We start from the raw sequence: 22,099 nt of genomic DNA, 5'->3' as shown, positions 1-22,099 counted from the left end.
ATATAGTTCTGTATTTATTATTTTAGCTCGAACACAACCCTGAATTGATAGTTAACTTTAATTTTCTTAAAATCTATATCTAATGATTCTTGGGGTGCAAAATCAGCAGAAGCCTTTCCTCGTAGAGCCATCGTATTATACATGGCTTGCGGACTGCCTGCATCGGTATTATTATCGTTCACTTCCAAAGCCTTTCCTAAGGTGTCGCCTAAGGCTTGTGCAAGCACCGCTGCTTTCTCTTGAGCATTTTTTACGGCTTTTATGCGAAGTTCATTCCGTATTTCAGTCATCCTGCTATGGTCATAGCCGGCAACATTAGTGGACTGAATCCCTTTTTCATCCACACTTGATAGGATACTGTTAATAGCATTCAGATTGCTTACCTTTACCTTATATTGTTTACTAGCCAAAAAACCTGGATCTTTTTTCTTCTTGGGATCGATATAGTTATAACTGGATATATTCTCTATTGTGAAATCTGCTTCTTTTATTCCAGCTTTCTTTACTGCAGTTGATAACTGTCTTTCAAGTTCATCGATCGTTACCTTATTTTTGTTATTATTATCTTTAAAATATTCTTTTAAAGATATTGATACATAAATAATATCCGGCGTTATCTCTTCCTCAGCAGCCCCGTACACTTCTATCTTCCTCCTTGTATCGATATTTTGTGCTGAAGCCGATAATGCGATTGTTCCTAACAATACTGCTGCTAATATTTTTTTCATCTGCATAAGTTTTTCTTCTAAAGTGATGAAGCTCGTACAAATATGGCAATTAATTCTGCTGATCCATACGCCTTTCACCGACTTGTTATAAGTTTTATATTTTAATATAGAACGTGACGATAAAAGAAAATGCTACAATCAACTGTAATTTTAAAATTTTATTCTTCAATTACTTCACTGTGATAACTGGCGGATTCTTGAATTTCTTCTTTAAAGTAGCGTTTCTGAAAGATGAGTATAATGATTACACCAACCGAAATGGCAGAATCTGCCAAATTGAATACAGGCCTGAAGAAAATAAATTCTTCATTTGACCATAGTGGAAACCACGATGGAAATGTTCCTTGCAATAAGGGAAAATAAAACATATCCACTACCTTTCCATGGAATATCGTGCTGTAACCACCTCCTGCCGGGAATAGATGCGCTTTTTCGTACCAAGTACTTTCACTGAAAATTACACCGTAGAACGTAGAGTCGATGATGTTCCCCATTGCTCCTGCAAATATCAGCGCGACACATAGAATGAGCCCACGATGATACTTACGTTTAATCATATAGATCAATCCGTATCCAATGCCCAGTACGGCGAGTATACGGAACACCGATAGCGCCAACTTTCCACTCTCGCCGCCAAACTCCATACCGAAAGCCATACCGTTGTTTTCGGTAAAATGAATGAGCGCCCGGTTTCCTATGATTTTAAATTCCTGACCTAAAGTCATATTGAGCTTGATCCAGAATTTGATGGCCTGATCTAGAAATAAAACAATTAATACGAGGAAAAGCGGTCTAGTATATCCTTTCATTAGTTCGTTCGCACAAAATCAATTAGCCATTTTCCATTAGGAAGACGAGTGTCTCAGGTTAATGGGAAATGGCTAAATTTGTTGTTAATATTGTTTTAATTTGGCTTCCATACTTAAGGTTGTATGAGGAACTGCGCGCAAACGCTCCTTTTGGATTAGCTTGCCTGTTTCTCTGCATACACCATATGTTTTGTTCTCTATTCGAACCAACGCGGCTTCTAAATTGTCGATGAATTTCTTTTGGCGAGCTGCTAATTGATTGATTTGCTCTTTCTCAAGCGTAGCCGAACCATCTTCCAATGTTTTGAAAGTACCTGCCGTGTCATCTGTGCCATTGCTATTTGGGTTACTTAAAGACTTAGTCAAAGAGGCTAATTCTTCTTTCGCTACTCGAAGTTTTTCTAAGATAATTTCTTTAAACTCTTGTAGTTCGGCATCACTGTAACGTGTCTTTGCTGTGTTTTCCATTTTTTAAATTTTTTAACAAGAATCTAAATCTGCCAAGGTTTTATAAAAGACCTTTAATCGTAAGGGTTATAGATTCTAAAACTACACTTTTTCAATTAATACATTGAGCTCAGTCTCTTCTATTTCAACACGCTCTCCACTGCTTAAATTGTCTTCAACTTTAAACGAGTTGGCTAGGATCTCCGTGCTAATATAGGATAAATTATCCTTAATAGCATCAGCAATTAGGGAACTATTGCTGATCGTCACATTGATCTTATCTGTTACTTCAAAATTAAGTTCTTTCCGAAGTGTCTGTATACGGTTTACCAGCTCACGTGCCAATCCCTCATTTTTTAGCACAGATGTAATATGAACATCTAAAGCTACCGTAAGCTTATCTAAGTTAGCTACTTGCCAGCCGGCTACATCTTCTGCAATGATTTCTACATCCTCTAGACCTATTGTATAAGTAGGTTCTGCTAAGGTGAAGGATCCGGATGTTTCCAGTTGATTGATTTCCGATTCGCCGAATGCTTGGATCGCTGCTGCTACCGATTTCATCTCTTTCCCAACCTTAGGTCCCAAGGCTTTAAAGTTGGGCCTGATTTTTTTTCGTATAATCCCGGAAGTATCCTTAATAAACTCTATTTCTTTGATATTGGTTTCTGATAAAATCAAATCTTTTACCTTCTCTACCTTTTCCCGGAATGTATCATCTAACACGGGAAGTAGAATTTTGTTCAGCGGTTGACGAACATTTATACCAACTTTTTTACGCAGCGAGAGGGTTAACGATGAGATGTCTTGTGCGAGTGTCATCCGTTCTTCCAAACGTTTATCAACAAGGGATTCGTCAAAAGCGGGATAGAAAGAAAGATGAACAGATTCTGCTTGATCTTTTTGTGTTGCTTTATTAAGATCTAGGAACAGTTGATCACTGAAAAATGGAGCAATTGGAGACATCAACTTGGCAACAGTATCTAAGCAAGTGTATAGCGTTTGATAAGCGGAAATCTTATCTTGGCTATACTCACCTTTCCAGAACCGCCTACGGCATAACCGCACATACCAATTACTTAAATGTTCATCTACGAAATTTTGAATAGCCCGAGCCGCTTTTGTTGGTTCAAAATCATGATAGAAAGAATCTACCTCTTTTGTTAAGCTATTTAAGAGTGATATAATCCAGCGATCAATTTCGGGACGATTTTTATAGCTGATCTCTGCCTCCTGATAAGAGAAACCGTCAATGTTGGCATAGAGGGCAAAGAACGAGTAGGTGTTATATAGTGTGCCAAAAAATTTACGACGAACTTCATCTAGCCCTTCCTCGTTAAACTTTAAATTGTCCCAAGGTGCTGCGTTGCTGATCATGTACCAACGAGTCGCATCTGCACTGTATTTTGAAATGGTTGAAAAAGGATCTACGGCGTTACCCAATCGTTTGGACATTTTATTTCCGTTCTTATCAAGTACTAACCCATTAGAAACTACATTTTTAAAGGCCACGGAATCGCAAAGCATGGTTGCTATTGCATGCAACGTAAAAAACCATCCACGTGTTTGATCGACGCCTTCGGCGATGAAATCGGCAGGATAAGCTTCTTCAAAGCCTTCATTGAATGGTAATTTCTCTCCATTCGCTAGTTTTTTATGATCTAGTCCCCATTGTGCATAAGGCATTGATCCAGAATCGAACCACACATCAATCAGATCCAGTTCTCTAAACAATTTCTGATTATTGGCAGATACAAGTACAATGTCATCTACATAAGGGCGATGAAGATCAAATTTATCTGTATCGAGTTTTACAAGGTATTCACGCAGTCGGACATTTTCTTCCTCATTTAATACGTTGGATGCCAAACTGGACTCGATATAATCACGTAACTCCGGTATTGAACCGATACAAATTTCTTCATTTTCGTCTTCTGAACGCCAGATAGGAAGAGGGGTGCCCCAGTACCTTGAACGAGATAGATTCCAATCAACTAGATTTTCCAGCCAGTTACCAAATCGCCCGGTTCCGGTAGCTTCAGGTTTCCAGTTGATAGTTTTGTTCAGCGCAACGAGTTTCTCCTTAACCGCAGTGGTTTTGATAAACCAGCTATCCAACGGATAGTACAGAATGGGTTTGTCTGTCCGCCAACAATGTGGGTAGCTGTGCTCATATCGTTTGACATCAAAGGCTTTATTTTCTTCTTTTAACTTAATGGCGATTAATACATCAGTTGGCTTAAAATCAGCATGCTGTCTTTCTTCGTCACTATAATACTCTTCTTTAACAAAACGTCCAGCAAAATCGGTGATTTCCTTCACAAATCTTCCTCGCTTATCTACAATCGGAACATCCTTTCCATTTTCGTCCTTTACTAAAACTCCGGGAACCCCATTTTCGCGACATGCCCTAAAGTCGTCTGCACCAAATGTAGCTGCCGCATGGACGATTCCCGTACCATCTTCGGTTGTGACAAAATCACCTGGTATGACGCGGAATGCGTTCTTTTGTAAGTCATCATTGACCACGTAGGGTAGCAGTTGCTCATAACGTAAATTAAGCAGATCTTGACCTTTAAATTCAGCCGCAAATTCCCAAGGAATCAGCTTGTCGCCTTCTTTGTAATCTTGGAAGGGAAGATCTTGTGCTTCAGATTTGAAATACTTACCTACGAGATCTTTTGCCAAAACGATGCTGATCGGTTCAAAGGTATATGGGTTAAAGGTCCGTATCTTTACATAGGAGATGTTTTTTCCTACGACGAGCGCACAATTGGCAGGTAAAGTCCAAGGTGTTGTCGTCCATGCAATGATGGCTGTGTCCTCCCCTTCTTCTTCAAATAATTGCGGCATTAAAGGGTGAATCTGATCTTTTACGATTCTAAATTCAGCTACGATGGTAGTGTCTTTAACTGGTTTATAAGTGCCCGGCTGATTCAACTCATGGGAGCTTAAGCCCGTTCCTGCAGCAGGGGAATAAGGTTGAATTGTATAACCTTTGTATAATAGATCTTTTTTATATAGTTCCTTCAATATCCACCAAATGGTTTCTATATATTCATTTTGATAAGTGATATAGGGATTTTTTAGGTCAACCCAATAACCCATTTTTTCGGTAAGATCATTCCAAACGTCTGTATAACGCATCACCTCTCGTTTGCAGGCATTGTTATATTCTTCTACCGAAATCTTCTTTCCGATATCTTCTTTGGTAATACCCAGTGTTTTTTCCACGGCTAATTCGATGGGAAGTCCATGCGTATCCCATCCCCCTTTTCTTTTTACCTGAAAACCTTTTAACGTCTTATACCGGCAGAAAATATCTTTTATTGTTCTGGCCATGACATGGTGTATACCCGGCATACCATTGGCTGAAGGTGGGCCCTCATAAAAAGTATATGGCTTTGTTGATGGCCTACTGGTGATACTTTTTTCAAAGACATTCTTTGCCTGCCAATTAGCTAAAATATTGTTGCCTATATTCGGTAAATCGAGCTGTTTATATTCCTTGTACATCAGTGTATTAATCCAAAAATTAAGGATGCAAAGTTAAGATATTAAGGCGAAAAGTGAAAGTGATGTAATGTCTTCCATGCTTATTCCTGTATTTTCCTTTGATTTATGCTTATAGGTAGCTACAAAGCTAAATTTTATTATCTTTAGCTGACAGTTTAGCTGTTATCGGTATGATGAATAAATATTTGAAACGCGGTATTTTAATTACGGTGCTTGGGATTTTGATCGGAATGTTAGGCATGTATTTGAAAAGATTGGAAAATGATTTCTACGGAATTATATTAACATTGGGCGTGGTCTTATTTGGTGTTGGCTTTGTTACGATTGTATATAGTTTAATTCGAAAAATCGAACGTCAAAGTATCCTCGAATCCAGAGAAGAGGAGCAACGGACTTCCAAAAATAAATAGCATGGGCTTTTTATCTGCTTTGAGATTTGCTTGGGACGGTGTTCGTGATTCGTTTAAAACAGAAATGAATTTTAGAATTCATTGTTTGGTTGCCCTTCTTGCCCTCGTGTTGGGTTTCTTGTTGAAAATCAACGGCAATGAGTGGCTTTGGGTCCTCTTATCGATTTTTCTTGTGCTGGCGGCTGAGTTATTTAATACGGCACTGGAAGCCTTAACTAATTTAGTATCACCTACCTGGCACCCCCTAGCGAAAAAGGCAAAAGACGCTGCTGCAGCTGCTGTTTTGCTAGTAGCCATATTTTCCATTGTCGCTGGAATGATTATTTTTTTGCCTAAACTTGTACAAGTAATAAAGCATTTCGATCGTGTTACATAAAACCAGGGGAATCGTGCTAAAGACTACCCCCTATGCTGAAACCAGTATAGTGGCTCAAATCTTTACAGAAAAATTTGGGGTACAGGCTTACCTTATCAATGGGGTGAAAAAGGCCAGGGCTAAGATTCACCTTAATATATTACAGCCCTTGCATTTATTGGATCTTGTTGTTTATCAAAAGAATACTGGTGGATTAAACCGGATAGCAGAAGCAAGGCAGCTGCCTGTTTTTCAACGAATTCCTTATCACATCATTAAAAGCTCTATGGCTTTGTTTATGACGGAAGTCGTTTATAAAAGTATTAGGCACCAGGGGCCGGATGAAAAACTTTTTGAATATCTTTTCAATGCCATATGCTGGTTAGATTCTGTAGAGGAAACGCCTGTCAATTTTCATTTATCCTTTCTCCTGAAACTTACAAAGTATTTAGGGTTTTACCCAACACCTCGTTCAACAACCCAAACTTATTTTGATCTTAAAGAAGGTGTTTTTACACGATTTACACCTAACCATATTTTAGTCTTGCAGGAGCCACATACTAGCCAATGGGATGAATTGCTAAATACAAGTTTAACCGCGCTGAATAAGGTGAGGATAGGCAATCAGGACAGAAGAATACTTCTGCAGAAAGTAATCGATTTTTATCAACTCCATATTGACGGCTTGGGTGAAATTAAATCACTTGAAATATTGGAAGAGGTCTTGGCCTAAATAGAAGCTACTATGCACATTAATAACCTGTTTACGTTCGCTAAAAATTACTTACTAATTCTTTTGTTTTCTTTGATAACGTCATGTTGTCTGGCTCAGACCAGTAAGATCCAAGCGGATTCGCTCTTGATAAAAAAACATGTTTATTTTTTAGCAGCGGATAAATTGCAGGGTAGGGGAACGGGTAGTAAGGGAATCAACCGTGCAGCTAAATATATTGAGCATTATTTTAAAATGTATGGCTTAGCCCCTCTGGGAAATACGGGGTACCGACAGTCGTTTGTTGCACGCGTAAAAAAGGTAAAGGTTCCCGATAGTTTACGAAAAGCAGTTAATTTAATAGGATATTTGGATAATGGGGCGGCGAACACCATTATAATCGGGGCACATTATGATCATTTAGGATTGGGAAAACAAGGAAGTTCAAAAGCGATTTCTCCCGAAGGTAAGATCCATCATGGAGCGGACGATAATGCTTCGGGTGTTGCGGGTTTGTTGGAGTTGGCGAGATGTTTTTCCCAAAATGGGCAACAAGAAAACTGTAATATTCTTTTTATTGCTTTTTCGGGAGAGGAATTAGGTTTGTTAGGCTCTAAATATTATGTAGAGAATCCCGTTATATCCATGGATAAAGTAAATTTTATGCTAAATATGGATATGATTGGTCGATATGACCCATCCCGTGGAGTTGGAATAGGTGGTTTTGGTACGAGCGATAGTTGGCCGGTTATTTTTGAAGGTGTCACAAGCAAGATTAAGTTTTTCACCGACAAAAGTGGAAGCGGTGGATCCGATCATGCCTCTTTTTATGAGAAAGGCCTTCCTGTTCTTTTTTTTCATACAGGTGGGCATGCAGATTATCATATGCCAACAGATACGCCCGAAAAAGTGAATGTCAATGCTGAGGCAAAAATAATTGATCTGGAAATGGAAATTATTTTGAAAGCAATGGAAAAAAATAAGCTTAACTTTACGGAAGTCAAGTAAAATGACTGTATAACTCTTTTACTAAAAGCTAATAAGAAAAAGAATCAATAATGAAATTTGGACAAGTTGAAGACCCCGCACAAGTGGATTTTACATTGCCGGCTACGCACCCGGATACAATTAACGTATTAAATGCTGCGAAAAATCAGGCTGCCTTTAAGGTGAGTGTAGGATGTGCTAAGTGGAACAAGCAAGACTTAAAAGGTTTTTATCCACGTGGAACAAAAGATGAATTGACATACTATGCAAGCCAATTTAATGCGATTGAATTGAATGCTACTTTTTACAACGCGCCGGATAAAGAGCAGGTGTTGACATGGAAGAATAAAGTGCCGGCAGATTTTAAATTTTTCCCAAAATTGCCAAATCAAATCAGTCATTACAGACGGTTATTAAATACAGATGAACCGACAATCGCTTTTTGTGACGCTATCAGCTTTTTTGAAGAAAAGTTGGGAATGGCGTTCTTGCAACTCCATGATAACTTTAAACCGACTAATCTGGATCGTCTGTCTGCTTATTTGTCCGGTTTTCCACCAGGTATACCTTTAGCGGTAGAAGTCAGGAATGAGGAATGGTTTCAGAATAAAAACGTATTTGATGAATATACTCGACTGCTGGAACGGCATCACATGGCCAATGTATTAGTTGACACAGCGGGCAGGCGAGATATGGTACATATGCGGCTAACTTCTCCGGTAGCTTTTGTGCGTTATGTTGGTGCAAATCATTCAAGCGATTATGAAAGGTTAGACCAGTGGGTGAATAGGATAAAGCAATGGCGATCGGAAGGCTTACAATCTTTATATTTCTTTGTACATCAAAATATAGAGATAGAATCACCTTTGCTCTCTGCTTACTTTATTGAGAAACTAAATAAGGCCCTTGATCTGGAGTTGCACATTCCGAAAGGTCTAGCGAATACAGGAGAGCAGGCTAAATTGCTTTGATGAGAGGATTGCCTAAGGTGCCAGATAGAAGATGGTGCTATTAGACAATCCTTTTATATATTATAATCTTCTATTCAATTCATCTTGAAGTTGTCGGTTTAGCTTTTGTTCTCTTTCCATGGCTTTCTTGCGGTGTTGCTCAAATTCGACGCGCAATTCTTCCAATGTTTTTTTTGCTTCCGCAGTTACTAAATGACTTTGATTGAAGCGATATATATAAAATACGAGTGCCAAAGCGAGTACGCCGATAATACACCAGACCAGTAAATTATAGGTGCTCTTAGCTAAGAGGATTCCTAACAAACTAAAACTCTCTTTTTGTTCTCTTGTTGTTTTAAGCTCTTGTGCTACGTTGTTCAAGCTGTCTTTAAGAGAAGACACTTCGTTGTCATGATTAGCTAACGTTGCATTGATGTTCGCTAGCTTGGCCTGCATGGCCTTGATGGAATCGGTTATATTGACCTCTAATTTTTCTAAAGAGGTTTTTCGTACGACTTTATAGTCTTGGTAGTTATTGGAAGTATTGTTAATATAGTCAAACTGACTTGCAATGGTTCCTGCGTTTAATCCTTGTTGTGATTTTGCCGCAGAGGTCTTCTGCGTTTTGGCAGGTGCAGTTTGCGCTTGTGCATTAGCTAAAGGAAGAAAAAGAACGAAAATAAAAAAAGGAAATTTTAGTCTTTGCATAAGTAATATAAGTTGTGTTTGACGTATTTAACTTGGCAAATATAATATAAACCTTATAGAATGCCATGGGGTATTCGGTATTTGAAGGATGGAATTAGAGCCATAATGAAAATAAAATATTAAAAATTAAATGATTACGGAGCCTATAAAGAAATAGTTGAAAAATATTTTGCAATGTTGTGGAACAAGTCTATATTTGCATTCCCAAACCGAAAGAATACAAAGTAGGGAGGGAAAAGGAGGCTTAGCTCAGCTGGTTCAGAGCATCTGCCTTACAAGCAGAGGGTCACTGGTTCGAATCCAGTAGCCTCCACAGGAAGTTCTTACAAAAATATAATTGATTACTTTTCATAAGTAACATTTGGAGGCTTAGCTCAGCTGGTTCAGAGCATCTGCCTTACAAGCAGAGGGTCACTGGTTCGAATCCAGTAGCCTCCACCACTTATCAAGCACCTAAAACCAAGGTGCTTTTTTTGTTTTCTTAATTTATTTACAATATTTCATACACTCGAGGTTCTCACATTTGTTCATCTTCGCTGCTTTCGTGCCGAAACTTTGTCATGGGAATGAAAAAAAGATTGTAGTTTAATTTTGATTTATCACTTGTTTGTCATACTTTTATGAATACCGATTACAAACCTAAAATGTTAAATGGGCAATCCACTTGGGATTGCTCATTTTTTTTATTGGCATGAAATTTGAGTTATACCAAACTGACTGCCTTAAAGCAGTATTAAGTAGTCTTTTCATAATTTAGGTTTATAATTGGTTAAGTAAAAGCCTTGATGCCCATCATCAAGGCTTTTTTACTTTAATATTTTTAAAGCTGGGATGTGATTTCAGTCGCCAGCGGTTTTACTGCAGAGCGGTAACGGTGTATCAGACGGCCATTTTCATCGATTAGGAACTTCTCAAAATTCCACTTGATATCTCCTTCAAAGTCGGGGTTCTCTGCTTTTGTCAAATAAGCAAAAATAGGATTGATATCATCACCCTTTACACTGCTTTTTTCCGCTAATAAAAAAGTGACACCATAATTTTGCTCACAAAAGGATTTTATGTCATCATTAGAGCCGGGCTCCTGAGAGCCGAAGTTGTTGGCAGGAAATCCAATGACGACAACTTTGTTCTCGAATTTCTTAGATAACTCTTCCAGTTCTTTATACTGAGGCGTGAAACCGCATTTAGAGGCGGTGTTTACCAGGAGAATCTTCTTGCCTTTGAAATCTTTGAGGTTAATTGTTTTTCCGTCGATGGAGGTGAACGAAAACTGATAAATGTTTTCGGGAGGGAGAGCAATAAACATGCTCATTATTAAAAGCAACGTTTTCATGTTTTTATTGATTTAAACTGTTTCTCTTTCGATAACGAAGTTAAACAATTCTTCAATAGGCTGCTTAATTATTTTGCCGATTTGTACGGCATATTGTTCACAAACAACGCGCAACTGCTCGCTGAAATAATAGGCGATGGATCCCACAAAATGAAATAGATGACTTTGATAGTCCGGGAACAACAAAATGTTTGTTTTTACAAATTCTTCAAATCCTCGATGCAACATACCCATAATATAAGGATGAGTTTGATTGCTTTCCATGAATGGAGCAAAGGAGGCGAGATAAGTATTTGGCGAGTTCCTTTGATAAACGTTTTTGATAACGATTTCTTTATTGATTCGGTAGGTACTTTCAAATTTTTTGGAAAGCTCTTCAGGTAAAGCACCATAGAGAAAAGCAGTTATCAATTTTTTTCCGAACCAAGCGCCCGAGCCTTCATCACCCAATATAAACCCAAGTCCCTGTTTAGTTGGCTGCACCTGTTCACCATCAAAAAAGGTGACATTTGATCCTGTTCCAAGTACCGCGGTATAGCCGCTATCATTCCCACAAGTAGCGTATGCGGAGCCAATAAGGTCTGTTTCTACTGAAATGAAAGCCTTTTTAAAAATTTGAGAAAGCGCATTGGATACCAATTCCCGACGATCAGGATTCGTGCAACCCGATCCAAAAAAATAGACTTCCGTAATAAGATCTGCATAAGGCGCTATATCTGTAATGTTTTGCACGATCTTAACGATTTCCTTCTCTGTTGTAAAAAAGGGATTTAGTCCCCTTGTTCTAAAGGTTAAGGGTTCACTGTCAGGAAGTGCGAGCATCCAGTCAGATTTATATGATCCGCTATCTACAACCAATATCATAGTAAAACTTGGTAGGTTTTATGTGTTAACGTTTTAACTACAAATATACTAAAATACTGGAATAACCATTATAAAGTGTCATTAATACATTAATCGAGAGTGAGTGATCCAGCTATTTGTTTTAAACCGATTTCTGCCATTTTTGCTTCATATTGGGCGTTGCTAAATCGGACACTGGCATCTACATAGTTTCTCTGGGCCTCTCGAAACTCGAGAGGCGTAATACTTCCCAAGCGGTATTTTTCGAGCGTTATATCCATATTTTGCTTGGCTATCGTTTGATTTCCTTCTTCTCTATCAACCAGTTCTAAATTAACAAGGTAAGTTTGATAGGCGGATGCAAGCTGTGAAAGAAGCGCCTGATTTGTCTTTTCTAAGTTAATACTCGCGTTTTCAATTGCCAGCTCCGCATTTTTTTCATTCCTTTTTTGTAAAAAACCATTGAAAATATTCATGGATGCTGATACACCATAACTGAATCCGTTGCCCTGATTTTTAGTAGCAAACCCTAATTCCGCTGTAGTTCGTGTCCTTGTGTAAGCCGAATTCACACCAATTGTGGGATAACGTTGGCCCTTCACTTCTTTTAGTTCAAGTTGTGCTATTCTGCGGTTAATTAATGCTGCCTGTAAGGCAGGATTATGTTGAAGTGCGAGATTTAGTAAATTATCATATTTCAAGTTTTCTTCTATACCAATACTATCTGTTACATCGAAAAGTGTATTTACATCGCGTGCCAACACTTCGTTCAATCTAATTTTCGTATTACTAAAAAGCACATTCTGACGCATGAGATTGGTTGTGTCAGTATTTAAATCAACTTTTGAAGCCAAAACTTCTAATTTAGAGGCTCTTCCTATTTCATAGCGATTTTCCGCCATTTCCAAACGATATTTTGAAAGATCAAGTGCCGTTCGCAAGGCTGTGAGTTGCTGTTTTTGCTGTACAAGATTAAAATATTCGCTTACCACATTAAAGACGGTCGATAAAATGGCCTGTTTCAAATTTGCATCTCCCAGTTTTTGTAATTCTTTTAATTGATCATAACGCGTAAACATTTGAAAACCATCAAAAACAGTCCAGTCCAAATTGGCTCCGTAAGCCATTGACGTATTTCTAGCACCTTTTAGTGAACGTGTTTCTCCACTTAATAAGGTTTGGGTCGTGTTTTGTGTAGCGGCAGATGCTGAGGCATCACCGGTGACACTTGGTAACATACCGGCATTGGCTATATTTGCGTTGTTCTTTGCGACAGCTGCGTCATTACTAACCAGTCTAATATCATAGTTCTGTTTAAGTGCAATAGCTACTGCGTCTTCCAAACTCAATATCTCCTGTGCGAAGGCAATAAAAGGTAAAATATATATTGGTAAAAAAATATACAATAATTTTTTCATAAACGATTGGCTGTTTATAGCATTGCCTGAGCGGCATTTAATTCTTGTCTTTCTACTTCTTCTGCTTCTTTTAGGTCCAAATTTGGTTTATATGCTCTAGACCACAATAGGTATATGGCAGGGATAACAAATAAAGTAAGGATCAGTGAGAAAATAGTCCCACCTACAATTACTACCCCCATGCCTATTCTACTTGTTGCCGCCGCGCCAAGGGCCATCGCAATCGGTAGAGCCCCTAAAGCGATGGCAAAACTTGTCATTAATATCGGTCTTAAGCGAGCCTCAGATGCCTCTAAAATCGCTTCTTTCACCGTTTTACCTTCCTCTTTAAGTTGATTGGCAAACTCAACGATCAAAATACCATTTTTAGTTACCAAACCGATTAACATAATGGTGCCGATTTGACTGAATACATTCCAGCTTTCCCCAACAACCCATAAGGATAACAGCGCGCCCGCAACGGCCATAGGAACGGTGAGTATAATGATAAATGGGTCGAGAAAGCTTTCGAATTGCGCTGCCAGGATTAAATACACTAATAACAAAGCGAGGCCAAAAGCAAATAATGTGTTGGAGCCGCTTTCCCTAAAGTCTCTCGATTCTCCACCTAAATCTGTTGAAAAACTATCATCAAGTACTTTTTCGGAAATTCGATCCATTGCATCAATGCCTTCGCCAAGACTTACTCCCGGTGCCAGGCCAGCCGATACAGTGGCGGACATAAATCGATTGTTGTGGTACAGTTGAGGTGGACTGGAGCGTTCTTCAATAGTTACAACGTTATCTAGCTGGATCAATCGACCTGTATTTGTACGGACAAATATGGAGGCGAGGTCCAGGGGAGAGCTTCTGTCCGCATCATCGAACTGCCCGATCACTTGGTACTGTTTACCGTTCATAATGAAATAGGCAAAGCGTTGGCCACTTAAGGAGAGCTGTAGGGTTTGCGCAACATCTAAGACAGACACACCAAGACTTTGCGCTTTATCCCGATCAATGCTAATATTTAATTCAGGTTTGTTGAACTTTAAGTCAACATCCACTACCGAAAATGCGGGATCGTTATTCGCTTCGTCCATGAATTCCGGGATTTTCTCTTGCAGTTTGTCGAATGTTGGCGCTTGAATAATGTATTGTACAGGTAATCCTCCGCGTCTATTTACCGAAATGGTCGGTGTTTGCGTAACGAATGTTCTGGCTTCGGTATATTTACGGGTTTGTTTGGTTAAGGTTTCCGCGATTTCTGCTTGCGAGCGCACCCTATCCTCAGGTGTCACTAAGCTCATTCGCATCCTACCACTGTTAATAGAAGATGATCCAAACCCGGGGGCGGTCATCACTAAATTGACAGATTTTTCGGGAATGGAGTCGTTAACTAATTGCGTGAGTTCCGTCATGAAACGATCCATATAGTCGTAGGAACTTCCTTCTGGTGCCGTTACGTTTACACGGATCAGGCTCCTATCTTCATATGGTGCCGTTTCTTTTTTAATATTTGTCCAAAAAAAGGCAATAAGCCCAAAGCATAGGATAAGGATGGGAAAGCTTAACCATTTGTGACGCAGGAAATACGATAAAATACGACCATATCCTGTTGTCATTTTAACAAAATAAGGCTCAGTCAATTCATAGAAACGAGAATGCTTGGTACCTCCCTTCTTCATGAGATACGCATTTAACATCGGTGTCAGCGTAAGTGAAACAAAAGCAGAAATGAGGACGGCTGACGCAATAACTACGCCAAATTCTCGAAAGAGTCGGCCTACAAATCCCTCTAGAAACATGACAGGCAAGAAAACAGCTGCCAATGTTACGGATATGGAGATAACTGCGAAAAAAATCTCGTTTGACCCTTTGATAGCTGCTTGCATAGGTGTCATGCCTTCTTCAACCTTTTTGTAAATGTTCTCCGTTACAACAATACCGTCATCCACCACCAACCCTGTTGCTAACACAATTGCCAGAAGCGTTAGTACATTAATGGAAAAGCCAAAAAGATACATGATAAAGAAGGTGGCGATAAGCGATACCGGGATATCAATTAGAGGCCTGAAGGCAATACCCCAATTTCGGAAGAACAGGAATATAATTAAAATAACGAGCACCAATGCTATTGCGATCGTTTCAGCTACTTCCGTAACAGATTTTTTAATAAATAACGTATTGTCTAATGCAACGTCGAGCTTAATATCTGTTGGAATCTCATTTTTTATCTGCGCTACTCTTTTATAAAAGGCCTCCGCAATTTCGATGTAATTAGTACCTGGCTGTGGAATAATTGCAAGACCTACCATCGGAATACCAGACTCCGTCATTTTGGTCTCGATGTTTTCCGGTCCTAATATAGCGCGTCCCACGTCACTAAAACGTATAATCCGATTACCATCTGTTTTGATAATCAGCCGGTCGAAATCTTCCTCAGTTACAAGGTTACCAGCTGTTTTAACGGTAAGTTCCGTATTAGCCCCGGTGATTTTGCCCGAAGGGAGCTCCACATTTTGCAGTGTTAGTGCATTACGTACATCTAAAGGTGTCAATCCGTAAGCCGCTAGACGCATGGGCTCGATCCATAAACGCATGGCATAGCGTTGTTGCCCCCAAATTTGCACGGTACTTACCCCTGGTAATGTTTGTAAACGCTGCGCGATTACATTTTCCGCGATATCGTTTAGATCTAAAGGATCGCGGGTATCACTTTGCACCGTTAACGTAATAATAGGTTCAGAATCAGCATCTGCTTTTGAGACAACCGGTGGGGCATCAATATCTTGAGGTAAGCTACGAAGGGCCTGCGAAACTTTGTCGCGCACGTCATTTGCCGCTTCTTCCAGATCTTTACCGAGCACAAATTCTATGTTGATGTTGCTGGATCCCTGATTACTTGAGGATGAAATATTCCGAATCCCATCGATTTGGTTAATGGATTTTTCAAGAGGTTCTGTAATTTGCGATTCAATGATATCCGGATTTGCGCCCGCATAATTTGTACGAACGGAAACAATCGGAGGGTCAATAGAAGGAAATTCCCGGATACCTAAAAAAGTGTAACCAATAATCCCAAAAAGGATCAAAATCAAGTTCATGACAATTGTCAGAACTGGACGTTTAATACTGGTGGTTGAAAGACTCATGGCTTAATTTTTTAAGTTAACATGCACATCCATTCCATTTTTTAAGGCCATGACACCTGACGTTAGAACCGTATCTCCAATTGATATTCCTTTGTTTACGAGGATGTCTGTGCTTGTCCTGCTGTCGCTTTCTATGTCCACCGCGCTAGCCTTACCGCCTTTGTAGAGAAAAACTTGCTTTCCTCCTTGCACTGGAATAACGGCTTCCGTGGGTATTAATACAGCTTCTTTCACCATATTGATTGGTAATTGAACCCGGGCAAAAGAGCCTGGGAATAATTCACCTGCGTCATTAGCTGCCAGTGCTCTGATTTGTATGGTCCGCGTCTGCGCATCGATACCTGGCTCAATGGCATATATTTTTGCATTATATTGCTTGGACGAACCACTTATCGTAAAGTTTAATGGCAAGCCTTCCTTTATTTGGGAAGTATATTTTTCAGGAACGGAAAATAAAATTTTTACCGGATTGGTGCTCATTAAGCTTGCTACAACTGTTGTCGGCGTCAAATATTCGCCAGCTGATACGGTGCGAAGACCAATTTTTCCGCTGAATGGCGCTCTCACTTTCGTTTTGGCTATCTGAGCAGTTACCAGTTGCGTTTGTGCTTTAGCCGATTGCAGGTCTGCATGAGCTACGTCGTTTTCCTGTGTACTGATGGCCTCCTTTTCTAACAAAAGAGTGGCTCTGCGTGCATTTTCTTCCGCTAATTTTTCTTCTGTTTGACGCTGTAATAACTGTGCTTGAAGTTCTGTATCGTCAATATTGAATAGAATTTGCCCCTTTTCCACAAAGGATCCTTCTTGAAAATAGAGGTTGCGTATAATACCTGACACCTCACTCCGGATCTGAACCTGCTCATTGGGCTCGATACTACCCGATACGGTTAAAATATTCTCAAAATCTTTTGGCAATACCACAACTCCACTTACTTCAATGGGAGCACCTTTTGGACTTTCACTAGGTGGGGCAATTTTACCTCCTTTTTCACTTGAAAATTTGTAGGCAACGAAAGCGATAATACCTACAATAATGACTAAGTAAATGTACTTTCTCTTCATTCAGAAAAAATTGACTGTGTTTTAGTTTTATTTATATTAGATGTTAGCTCACAAAAAGTTGATCTGACGGATGCTACTAAGCTTTACAAGGCATAAAGTTAATTATTATTTGCCATACAGTTTTGCAACATTATTGATGGTAAAATTTATGATATTGGATGTGAGCACTAAATAGGTGTAGCGATGCGGTCGCAAATTGCTACCTTTGCCATTTAATTCTTTTATGCATGAACAACATATTTATTAAATTTTCTAGCTTTTTAACCATCATGATAACAACCTTATCTGCCGAAGCATTCGCGCTGAATCCCATTCGTTTTAACGTTTCTTTTAAGGAACCACAGGCTCATTATGCAGAAATTACTATGAAAATTGGCGATGTAAAAGAGGAGTATATTGATGTAAAGATGCCCGTTTGGGCTCCTGGTTCTTACCTGGTGAGGGAGTTCTCTAAAAATGTCGAAGGATTTGGTGCGAAGGACGCTAGTGGAAGCTTATTGGATAGTCGAAAAGTGACGAAGAATACTTGGCGAATCTCAACTAAAGGTGTCAAAGAAGTAGTAGTAAATTATCGGATTTATGCTTTTGAGGTATCTGTTCGAACCAGTTTTATCGATGCCTCACACGCCTTTTTATCGCCGACGGGAGTCTTTATGTATGTAGACAAACAAATAAATCGTCCTTCGGAGGTAACAATTATACCGCATAAGGCTTGGTCTACGATTTCTACCGGTTTAATGGAGAAAGAAGGCCAACCCAATACGTATATCGCGGAGAATTTCGACATCTTATTTGATGCACCTATTGAGATCGGGAATCAGGACGTGTTCAGGTTTACTGCTGCCGGAATCCCACATGAAGTTGCGATGGTTGGCGGTGGGAATTATGATAAGGAGCGACTGGGCAGAGATATGGCAAAAATCGTTGAGTCGGCTACAGCTGTTTTCGGCGAAAACCCAAATCAGAAATATGTATTCATTGTGCATAACTATCAATCTGGAGGCGGAGGGCTAGAACACCTGAACTCGACTGTTCTTGGAGCAAGTAGATTTAGCTATGCCAGTGAAAGTGGCTATAAATCCTTTCTTGGGCTGGTAGCGCATGAATATTTTCACCTGTGGAACATTAAACGATTACGTCCGGAAGCCTTAGGTCCTTTTAATTATGATCAAGAGAATTATACAACTGACTTGTGGATAGGGGAAGGTTTCACCGCTTACTATGATAATCTCTTAGTTCGGCGAGCTGGCTTCTATACCGAAGACAATTACTTGCAAATGTTAGCCGCTGATGTAACTGCCGTTGAGAATCGTCCGGGTAATCAATTGCAGCCTTTAAGTGAATCGAGCTTTGATGCTTGGATTAAGTATTATCGTCAAGACGAAAACTCATTGAATAGTATTGTTTCCTATTATAATAAAGGAGCCTTAATTGCCATGATGATGGATCTGAAGATATTGCAGGCAACGAAGGGACAGAAAGGCTTAAACGATGTAATGCGTGAAGCCTATAACGAATTTTATAAAAAGGAAGGCAAAGGTTATTCTGACGCTGCTTTTAAAACGTTGGCAGAAAAAGTAGCCGGAACTTCGCTAACGGATCTCTACGATTTGGTAAATAATGCCGGTACACCGGAGTATAATAAGTATTTACAATGCGTTGGCTTGGAGCTTATCGACTTAAATGCGGGTTATGAAACACCGGATATTGGTATTAAGACCTCGACTACCGATGGTAAATTGATCGTGCAAAATGTAATACGTGGAGGAGGTGCCTGGAATGCTGGGATTAATGTGAAGGATGAGTTAATTGCAGTCAATGGTTACCGAATAGATGCTGCAGGAAAGGAGCTGGATCGAGTAATCCAAGCAACTAACATCGGTGATATTTTAAAAGTGCTTGTTTCACGCGACGGCATTATCCAAGAATTGACCGTGAAGATACAGGCTAGTAAGATGGGGAAATATACATTTATGCCCATTGAAAATAGTAACGCAGAACAACAGAAATTGAGAGAAAAATGGCTGGCTGAGCAGTAGAAAACAGGTACCTATAAGAGGCTGTCTAAAAATCTTTTTTCGACATTATGATATCTTTTTAGACAGCCTCTGTTTACATTAAAAGGCAAAACGAATTGAAAAGCCGAAACCGGCGAAATCCAGGCCTGTGTTATCAGGAGCAAAACGCATTTCTGGTTTCCAATCTAAGGAAAGGTTAATCGGAGCACCATCAATTTTATAATCCAAACCTAAAACACCGTCGATACTGAAGGCTGCTCCACTGTTATCAGTTTCTTTGTTTTTATAAGTTCCGATACCCGCGCCGGCACCATAATACCATCTCAAACCGGGAGCACCATCGAAATCGTTATGTATTTCGTATAAACCGACAAGTTTGAAGGTGGATGACTTACTATTGGAGCGAAAGTTCAGAATTACATCCAATGCATTTTGACCTTGTAAAAAGGTTTTAAAAGTTACCCCATTGGCAACTCCAAAGCGACCTCCGATTGCACTTTTATATTCATAACCATCTGTGGCTTGTGCTCGCGTCTTAAGTGATATAACCGAAAGTGTAACCACGCCTAATGCAATAAAAAGCAATTTTTTCATAGAATTAATCTTAAATAAATGTTAAATAGTTAAGTCATCATGTTTTAAGCGCCAAAGTTACGCTAACTTGTTACAAAAACAATTTTTGTGTGATTTTATTGTGCTCCGATGAAGGTAAATAACCTTCTTGTTATGCATGCATAGTATATTTTTTATTCTTCAGGTGATTTGGTGGTATTTTTTTCTTAATTGAAATGACACAGAGCTGTTAAATTTTTGTTATCTTTAATGGACGCTGAATGAACCGATTAATAAATTAATACATATAGTTATGGCACTATCGCGCGTTTTTGATTTGCTAGCTCATTATCAATCTTCCTTTGGTCAGAAAACAGTGGTAGCTGGTAAGGAAGGAGGAAAATGGGTAGATTATGATACAGATCATTTTATTCAAATTATTGATAATTTTAGCAAAGGTTTGATCAGTTTGGGGATAAAGAAAGGGGACAAACTTGCTATTATGTCTGCTAATAGACCAGAATGGAATTTTGCAGATTTTGCGATCAACCAGATTGGTGCAGCGGTTGTTCCTTTATATCCAACTTTATCTGACCATGATCTTAACTATATAACAGAGAATGCGGAAGTGAAAATGGCCTTCGTGGGGACCGCAGACTTAGCAAAAAAACTGAAGACAGCACTTGAGGTAAATGGGCTTGATATTCCTCTCTATACTTTTGATAAAATAGAAGGGAAGAAACATTGGAAAGAAATTGAAGAAAATGGGGCCTTAACCAAAGAGATTGATCTTGATGCTTATCGAAACGATATTCATGCGGATGATTTATTAACGCTTATTTATACTTCCGGGACTACCGGGAGTCCTAAAGGCGTATTTTTATCGCATGGAAATTTGGTAAGTAATTTTACGGATTGCGCGCACCTGCTTCCCGATAATTATAAAACCGCCATCAGCTTTTTGCCTTTATGCCACATCTTCGAAAGAATGGTTGTTTATCTATATTTTTATAAAGGAATTAGCGTCTACTACGCGGAGAATATGGATACTATAGTTGCTGATATCAACGACGTAAAACCGAATGGCTTTACGACGGTGCCTCGCGTGTTGGAGAAAGTGTACGATAAAATTGTGGATAAAGGAAAATCGCTTACAGGAATTAAACACGCTCTTTTCTTCTGGGCGTTAAATTTAGGGTTGAAGTTCAAGGAACCACGTAAGAACTCGCTGATTTACAATATCAAATTACTGATAGCAAGAAAGCTTATTTTCAAGAAATGGCAAATGGCGCTTGGTGGCAATATCGTAGGGATTATCAGTGGGGGTGCTGCGTTACAAGAACGGCTAGCACGTGTATTTTGGGCCGCAGGGATTCCAGTATTGGAGGGTTATGGACTAACGGAAACTTCACCGGTTATTGCGGTTAATAATTTTGAAAAGAATGGACTGGGGTTTGGGACTGTTGGCCCTTTATTGAAGTCTGTAAAAGTAAAGATTGCGAATGATGGTGAAGTTTTATGCAAGGGGCCTAATGTGACGAAAGGATACTATAAGAATGATCAGGCTACCCAAGAGGCTTTTGACGAAGAGGGGTATTTTAAAACGGGTGATATCGGAGAATTAACGGTGGAGGGCTTCTTACGAATAACAGATCGTAAAAAGGAGATGTTTAAAACAGCAGGGGGAAAGTATGTTGCTCCCCAGGTTATCGAAAACAAGTTTATGGAATCGACACTGATTGCTCAAGTTATGGTAATTGGAGAAGGAAAGCGCTTTCCGGCGGCACTGATTGTTCCGGCCTTTGACGAACTAAAAAAATGGACCGGCAAAAACGGCATTTCGGCCAATAGCAGCGAAGATTTGATCGAAGACCCAAAAGTTATAAAGAAATATCAAAATGTACTCGATAAAGCAAATGAAGGCTTTGGGCATTGGGAGCAGGTGAAAAAATTTGTTTTATTACCAAATGAGTGGACAATCGATGGTGGTGAACTGACACCCAAACTAAGTTTAAAACGGAAAGTAATATCGGAACGTTTCAAGGACCTGATTGATCATATTTATAATGAAGAACAAGATCAGAAACAAAACGAACAACACCCGTCCTAATTACATAAGA

General features: G+C 39.3%; 18 protein-coding genes and 2 tRNA genes. 9 read left to right on the top strand and 11 right to left on the bottom strand.

What is annotated here, in order from left to right:
* Positions 1-17: 17 nt before the first annotated feature.
* The 4 genes from RYH73_RS24770 to ileS form a co-directional block, all read right to left on the bottom strand.
* On the bottom strand, positions 18-728 hold the full coding sequence (locus RYH73_RS24770; protein ID WP_335316139.1) for an SIMPL domain-containing protein: 711 nt from the start codon (positions 726-728) through the stop codon (positions 18-20).
* 158 nt (positions 729-886) lie between these two features.
* A complete protein-coding gene (locus RYH73_RS24765) occupies positions 887-1,537 on the bottom strand; it encodes a lipoprotein signal peptidase (protein ID WP_335316138.1) in 651 nt (216 codons plus the stop codon).
* A gap of 84 nt (positions 1,538-1,621) precedes the next feature.
* Positions 1,622-2,005 (bottom strand): TraR/DksA family transcriptional regulator, encoded by a 384-nt coding sequence (locus RYH73_RS24760; RefSeq protein ID WP_335316137.1) that lies wholly within the window; start codon positions 2,003-2,005, stop codon positions 1,622-1,624.
* A gap of 81 nt (positions 2,006-2,086) precedes the next feature.
* A complete protein-coding gene (ileS, locus tag RYH73_RS24755; RefSeq protein ID WP_335316136.1) occupies positions 2,087-5,500 on the bottom strand; it encodes an isoleucine--tRNA ligase in 3,414 nt (1,137 codons plus the stop codon).
* 170 nt (positions 5,501-5,670) lie between these two features.
* On the opposite strand from ileS, the gene RYH73_RS24750 reads away from it, so the two are divergent.
* The 5 genes from RYH73_RS24750 (at position 5,671) to RYH73_RS24730 (ending at position 8,935) form a co-directional block, all read left to right on the top strand.
* Positions 5,671-5,910, top strand: coding sequence for a signal peptidase (locus RYH73_RS24750; protein WP_335316135.1), 240 nt, complete (start codon positions 5,671-5,673; stop codon positions 5,908-5,910).
* Position 5,911: 1 nt separating this feature from the next.
* Positions 5,912-6,286, top strand: coding sequence for a diacylglycerol kinase family protein (locus tag RYH73_RS24745; RefSeq protein WP_335316134.1), 375 nt, complete (start codon positions 5,912-5,914; stop codon positions 6,284-6,286).
* Entirely contained in the window at positions 6,276-6,998 is a 723-nt protein-coding gene (gene recO, locus RYH73_RS24740) for a DNA repair protein RecO (protein WP_335316133.1), read from the top strand. The genes RYH73_RS24745 and recO overlap by 11 nt, the downstream gene beginning before the upstream one ends.
* Before the next feature lie 126 nt (positions 6,999-7,124).
* The gene (locus tag RYH73_RS24735) at positions 7,125-7,985 is read left to right on the top strand and encodes a M20/M25/M40 family metallo-hydrolase (RefSeq protein WP_335316132.1); all 861 of its coding nucleotides are present in this window, start codon (positions 7,125-7,127) and stop codon (positions 7,983-7,985) included.
* 50 nt (positions 7,986-8,035) lie between these two features.
* On the top strand, positions 8,036-8,935 hold the full coding sequence (locus RYH73_RS24730; protein WP_335316131.1) for a DUF72 domain-containing protein: 900 nt from the start codon (positions 8,036-8,038) through the stop codon (positions 8,933-8,935).
* 60 nt (positions 8,936-8,995) lie between these two features.
* Here RYH73_RS24730 and RYH73_RS24725 read toward each other — a convergent pair whose 3' ends face one another.
* Positions 8,996-9,622 carry a hypothetical protein gene (locus RYH73_RS24725; RefSeq protein WP_335316130.1) on the bottom strand — a complete coding sequence of 209 codons (627 nt, stop codon included), beginning with the start codon at positions 9,620-9,622 and terminating at the stop codon, positions 8,996-8,998.
* A 238-nt stretch (positions 9,623-9,860) separates the two neighbouring features.
* Between RYH73_RS24725 and RYH73_RS24720 the strand changes: the two genes are divergently transcribed.
* Both RYH73_RS24720 and RYH73_RS24715 read left to right on the top strand, forming a co-directional pair.
* Positions 9,861-9,935 (top strand) — tRNA-Val (locus RYH73_RS24720).
* Positions 9,936-9,985: 50 nt separating this feature from the next.
* Positions 9,986-10,063 (top strand) — tRNA-Val (locus RYH73_RS24715).
* Positions 10,064-10,442: 379 nt separating this feature from the next.
* On the opposite strand, the gene RYH73_RS24710 is transcribed toward RYH73_RS24715, so the two are convergent.
* The 5 genes from RYH73_RS24710 to RYH73_RS24690 form a co-directional block, all read right to left on the bottom strand.
* The gene (locus tag RYH73_RS24710) at positions 10,443-10,955 is read right to left on the bottom strand and encodes a glutathione peroxidase (protein ID WP_335316129.1); all 513 of its coding nucleotides are present in this window, start codon (positions 10,953-10,955) and stop codon (positions 10,443-10,445) included.
* A gap of 12 nt (positions 10,956-10,967) precedes the next feature.
* Entirely contained in the window at positions 10,968-11,819 is an 852-nt protein-coding gene (locus RYH73_RS24705) for an N-acetylglucosamine kinase (RefSeq protein WP_335316128.1), read from the bottom strand.
* A gap of 89 nt (positions 11,820-11,908) precedes the next feature.
* Positions 11,909-13,216 carry a TolC family protein gene (locus tag RYH73_RS24700; RefSeq protein ID WP_335316127.1) on the bottom strand — a complete coding sequence of 436 codons (1,308 nt, stop codon included), beginning with the start codon at positions 13,214-13,216 and terminating at the stop codon, positions 11,909-11,911.
* Positions 13,217-13,230: 14 nt separating this feature from the next.
* Positions 13,231-16,347 (bottom strand): efflux RND transporter permease subunit, encoded by a 3,117-nt coding sequence (locus RYH73_RS24695; RefSeq protein WP_335316126.1) that lies wholly within the window; start codon positions 16,345-16,347, stop codon positions 13,231-13,233.
* Between the two features lie 3 nt (positions 16,348-16,350).
* Complete coding sequence (locus RYH73_RS24690) at positions 16,351-17,409, bottom strand: efflux RND transporter periplasmic adaptor subunit (protein ID WP_335316125.1); 1,059 nt, start codon at positions 17,407-17,409, stop codon at positions 16,351-16,353.
* 269 nt (positions 17,410-17,678) lie between these two features.
* On the opposite strand from RYH73_RS24690, the gene RYH73_RS24685 reads away from it, so the two are divergent.
* The gene (locus tag RYH73_RS24685) at positions 17,679-19,448 is read left to right on the top strand and encodes a M61 family metallopeptidase (protein ID WP_335316124.1); all 1,770 of its coding nucleotides are present in this window, start codon (positions 17,679-17,681) and stop codon (positions 19,446-19,448) included.
* Between the two features lie 78 nt (positions 19,449-19,526).
* Here the strand turns inward: RYH73_RS24685 and RYH73_RS24680 are convergent, their stop codons facing one another.
* Positions 19,527-20,021: a hypothetical protein gene (locus tag RYH73_RS24680; RefSeq protein ID WP_335316123.1), complete on the bottom strand. Its 495-nt coding sequence runs from the start codon at positions 20,019-20,021 to the stop codon at positions 19,527-19,529.
* Between the two features lie 271 nt (positions 20,022-20,292).
* On the opposite strand from RYH73_RS24680, the gene RYH73_RS24675 reads away from it, so the two are divergent.
* The gene (locus tag RYH73_RS24675) at positions 20,293-22,089 is read left to right on the top strand and encodes an AMP-dependent synthetase/ligase (RefSeq protein ID WP_335316122.1); all 1,797 of its coding nucleotides are present in this window, start codon (positions 20,293-20,295) and stop codon (positions 22,087-22,089) included.
* The last annotated feature ends 10 nt before the right edge of the window (positions 22,090-22,099 follow it).

This window comes from Olivibacter sp. CPCC 100613 (assembly GCF_036959255.1).
Lineage (GTDB): Bacteria > Bacteroidota > Bacteroidia > Sphingobacteriales > Sphingobacteriaceae > Olivibacter.
The sequence above is the reverse complement of the archived record's forward strand: the minus strand, read 5'-3'. Positions and strand labels throughout refer to the sequence as shown.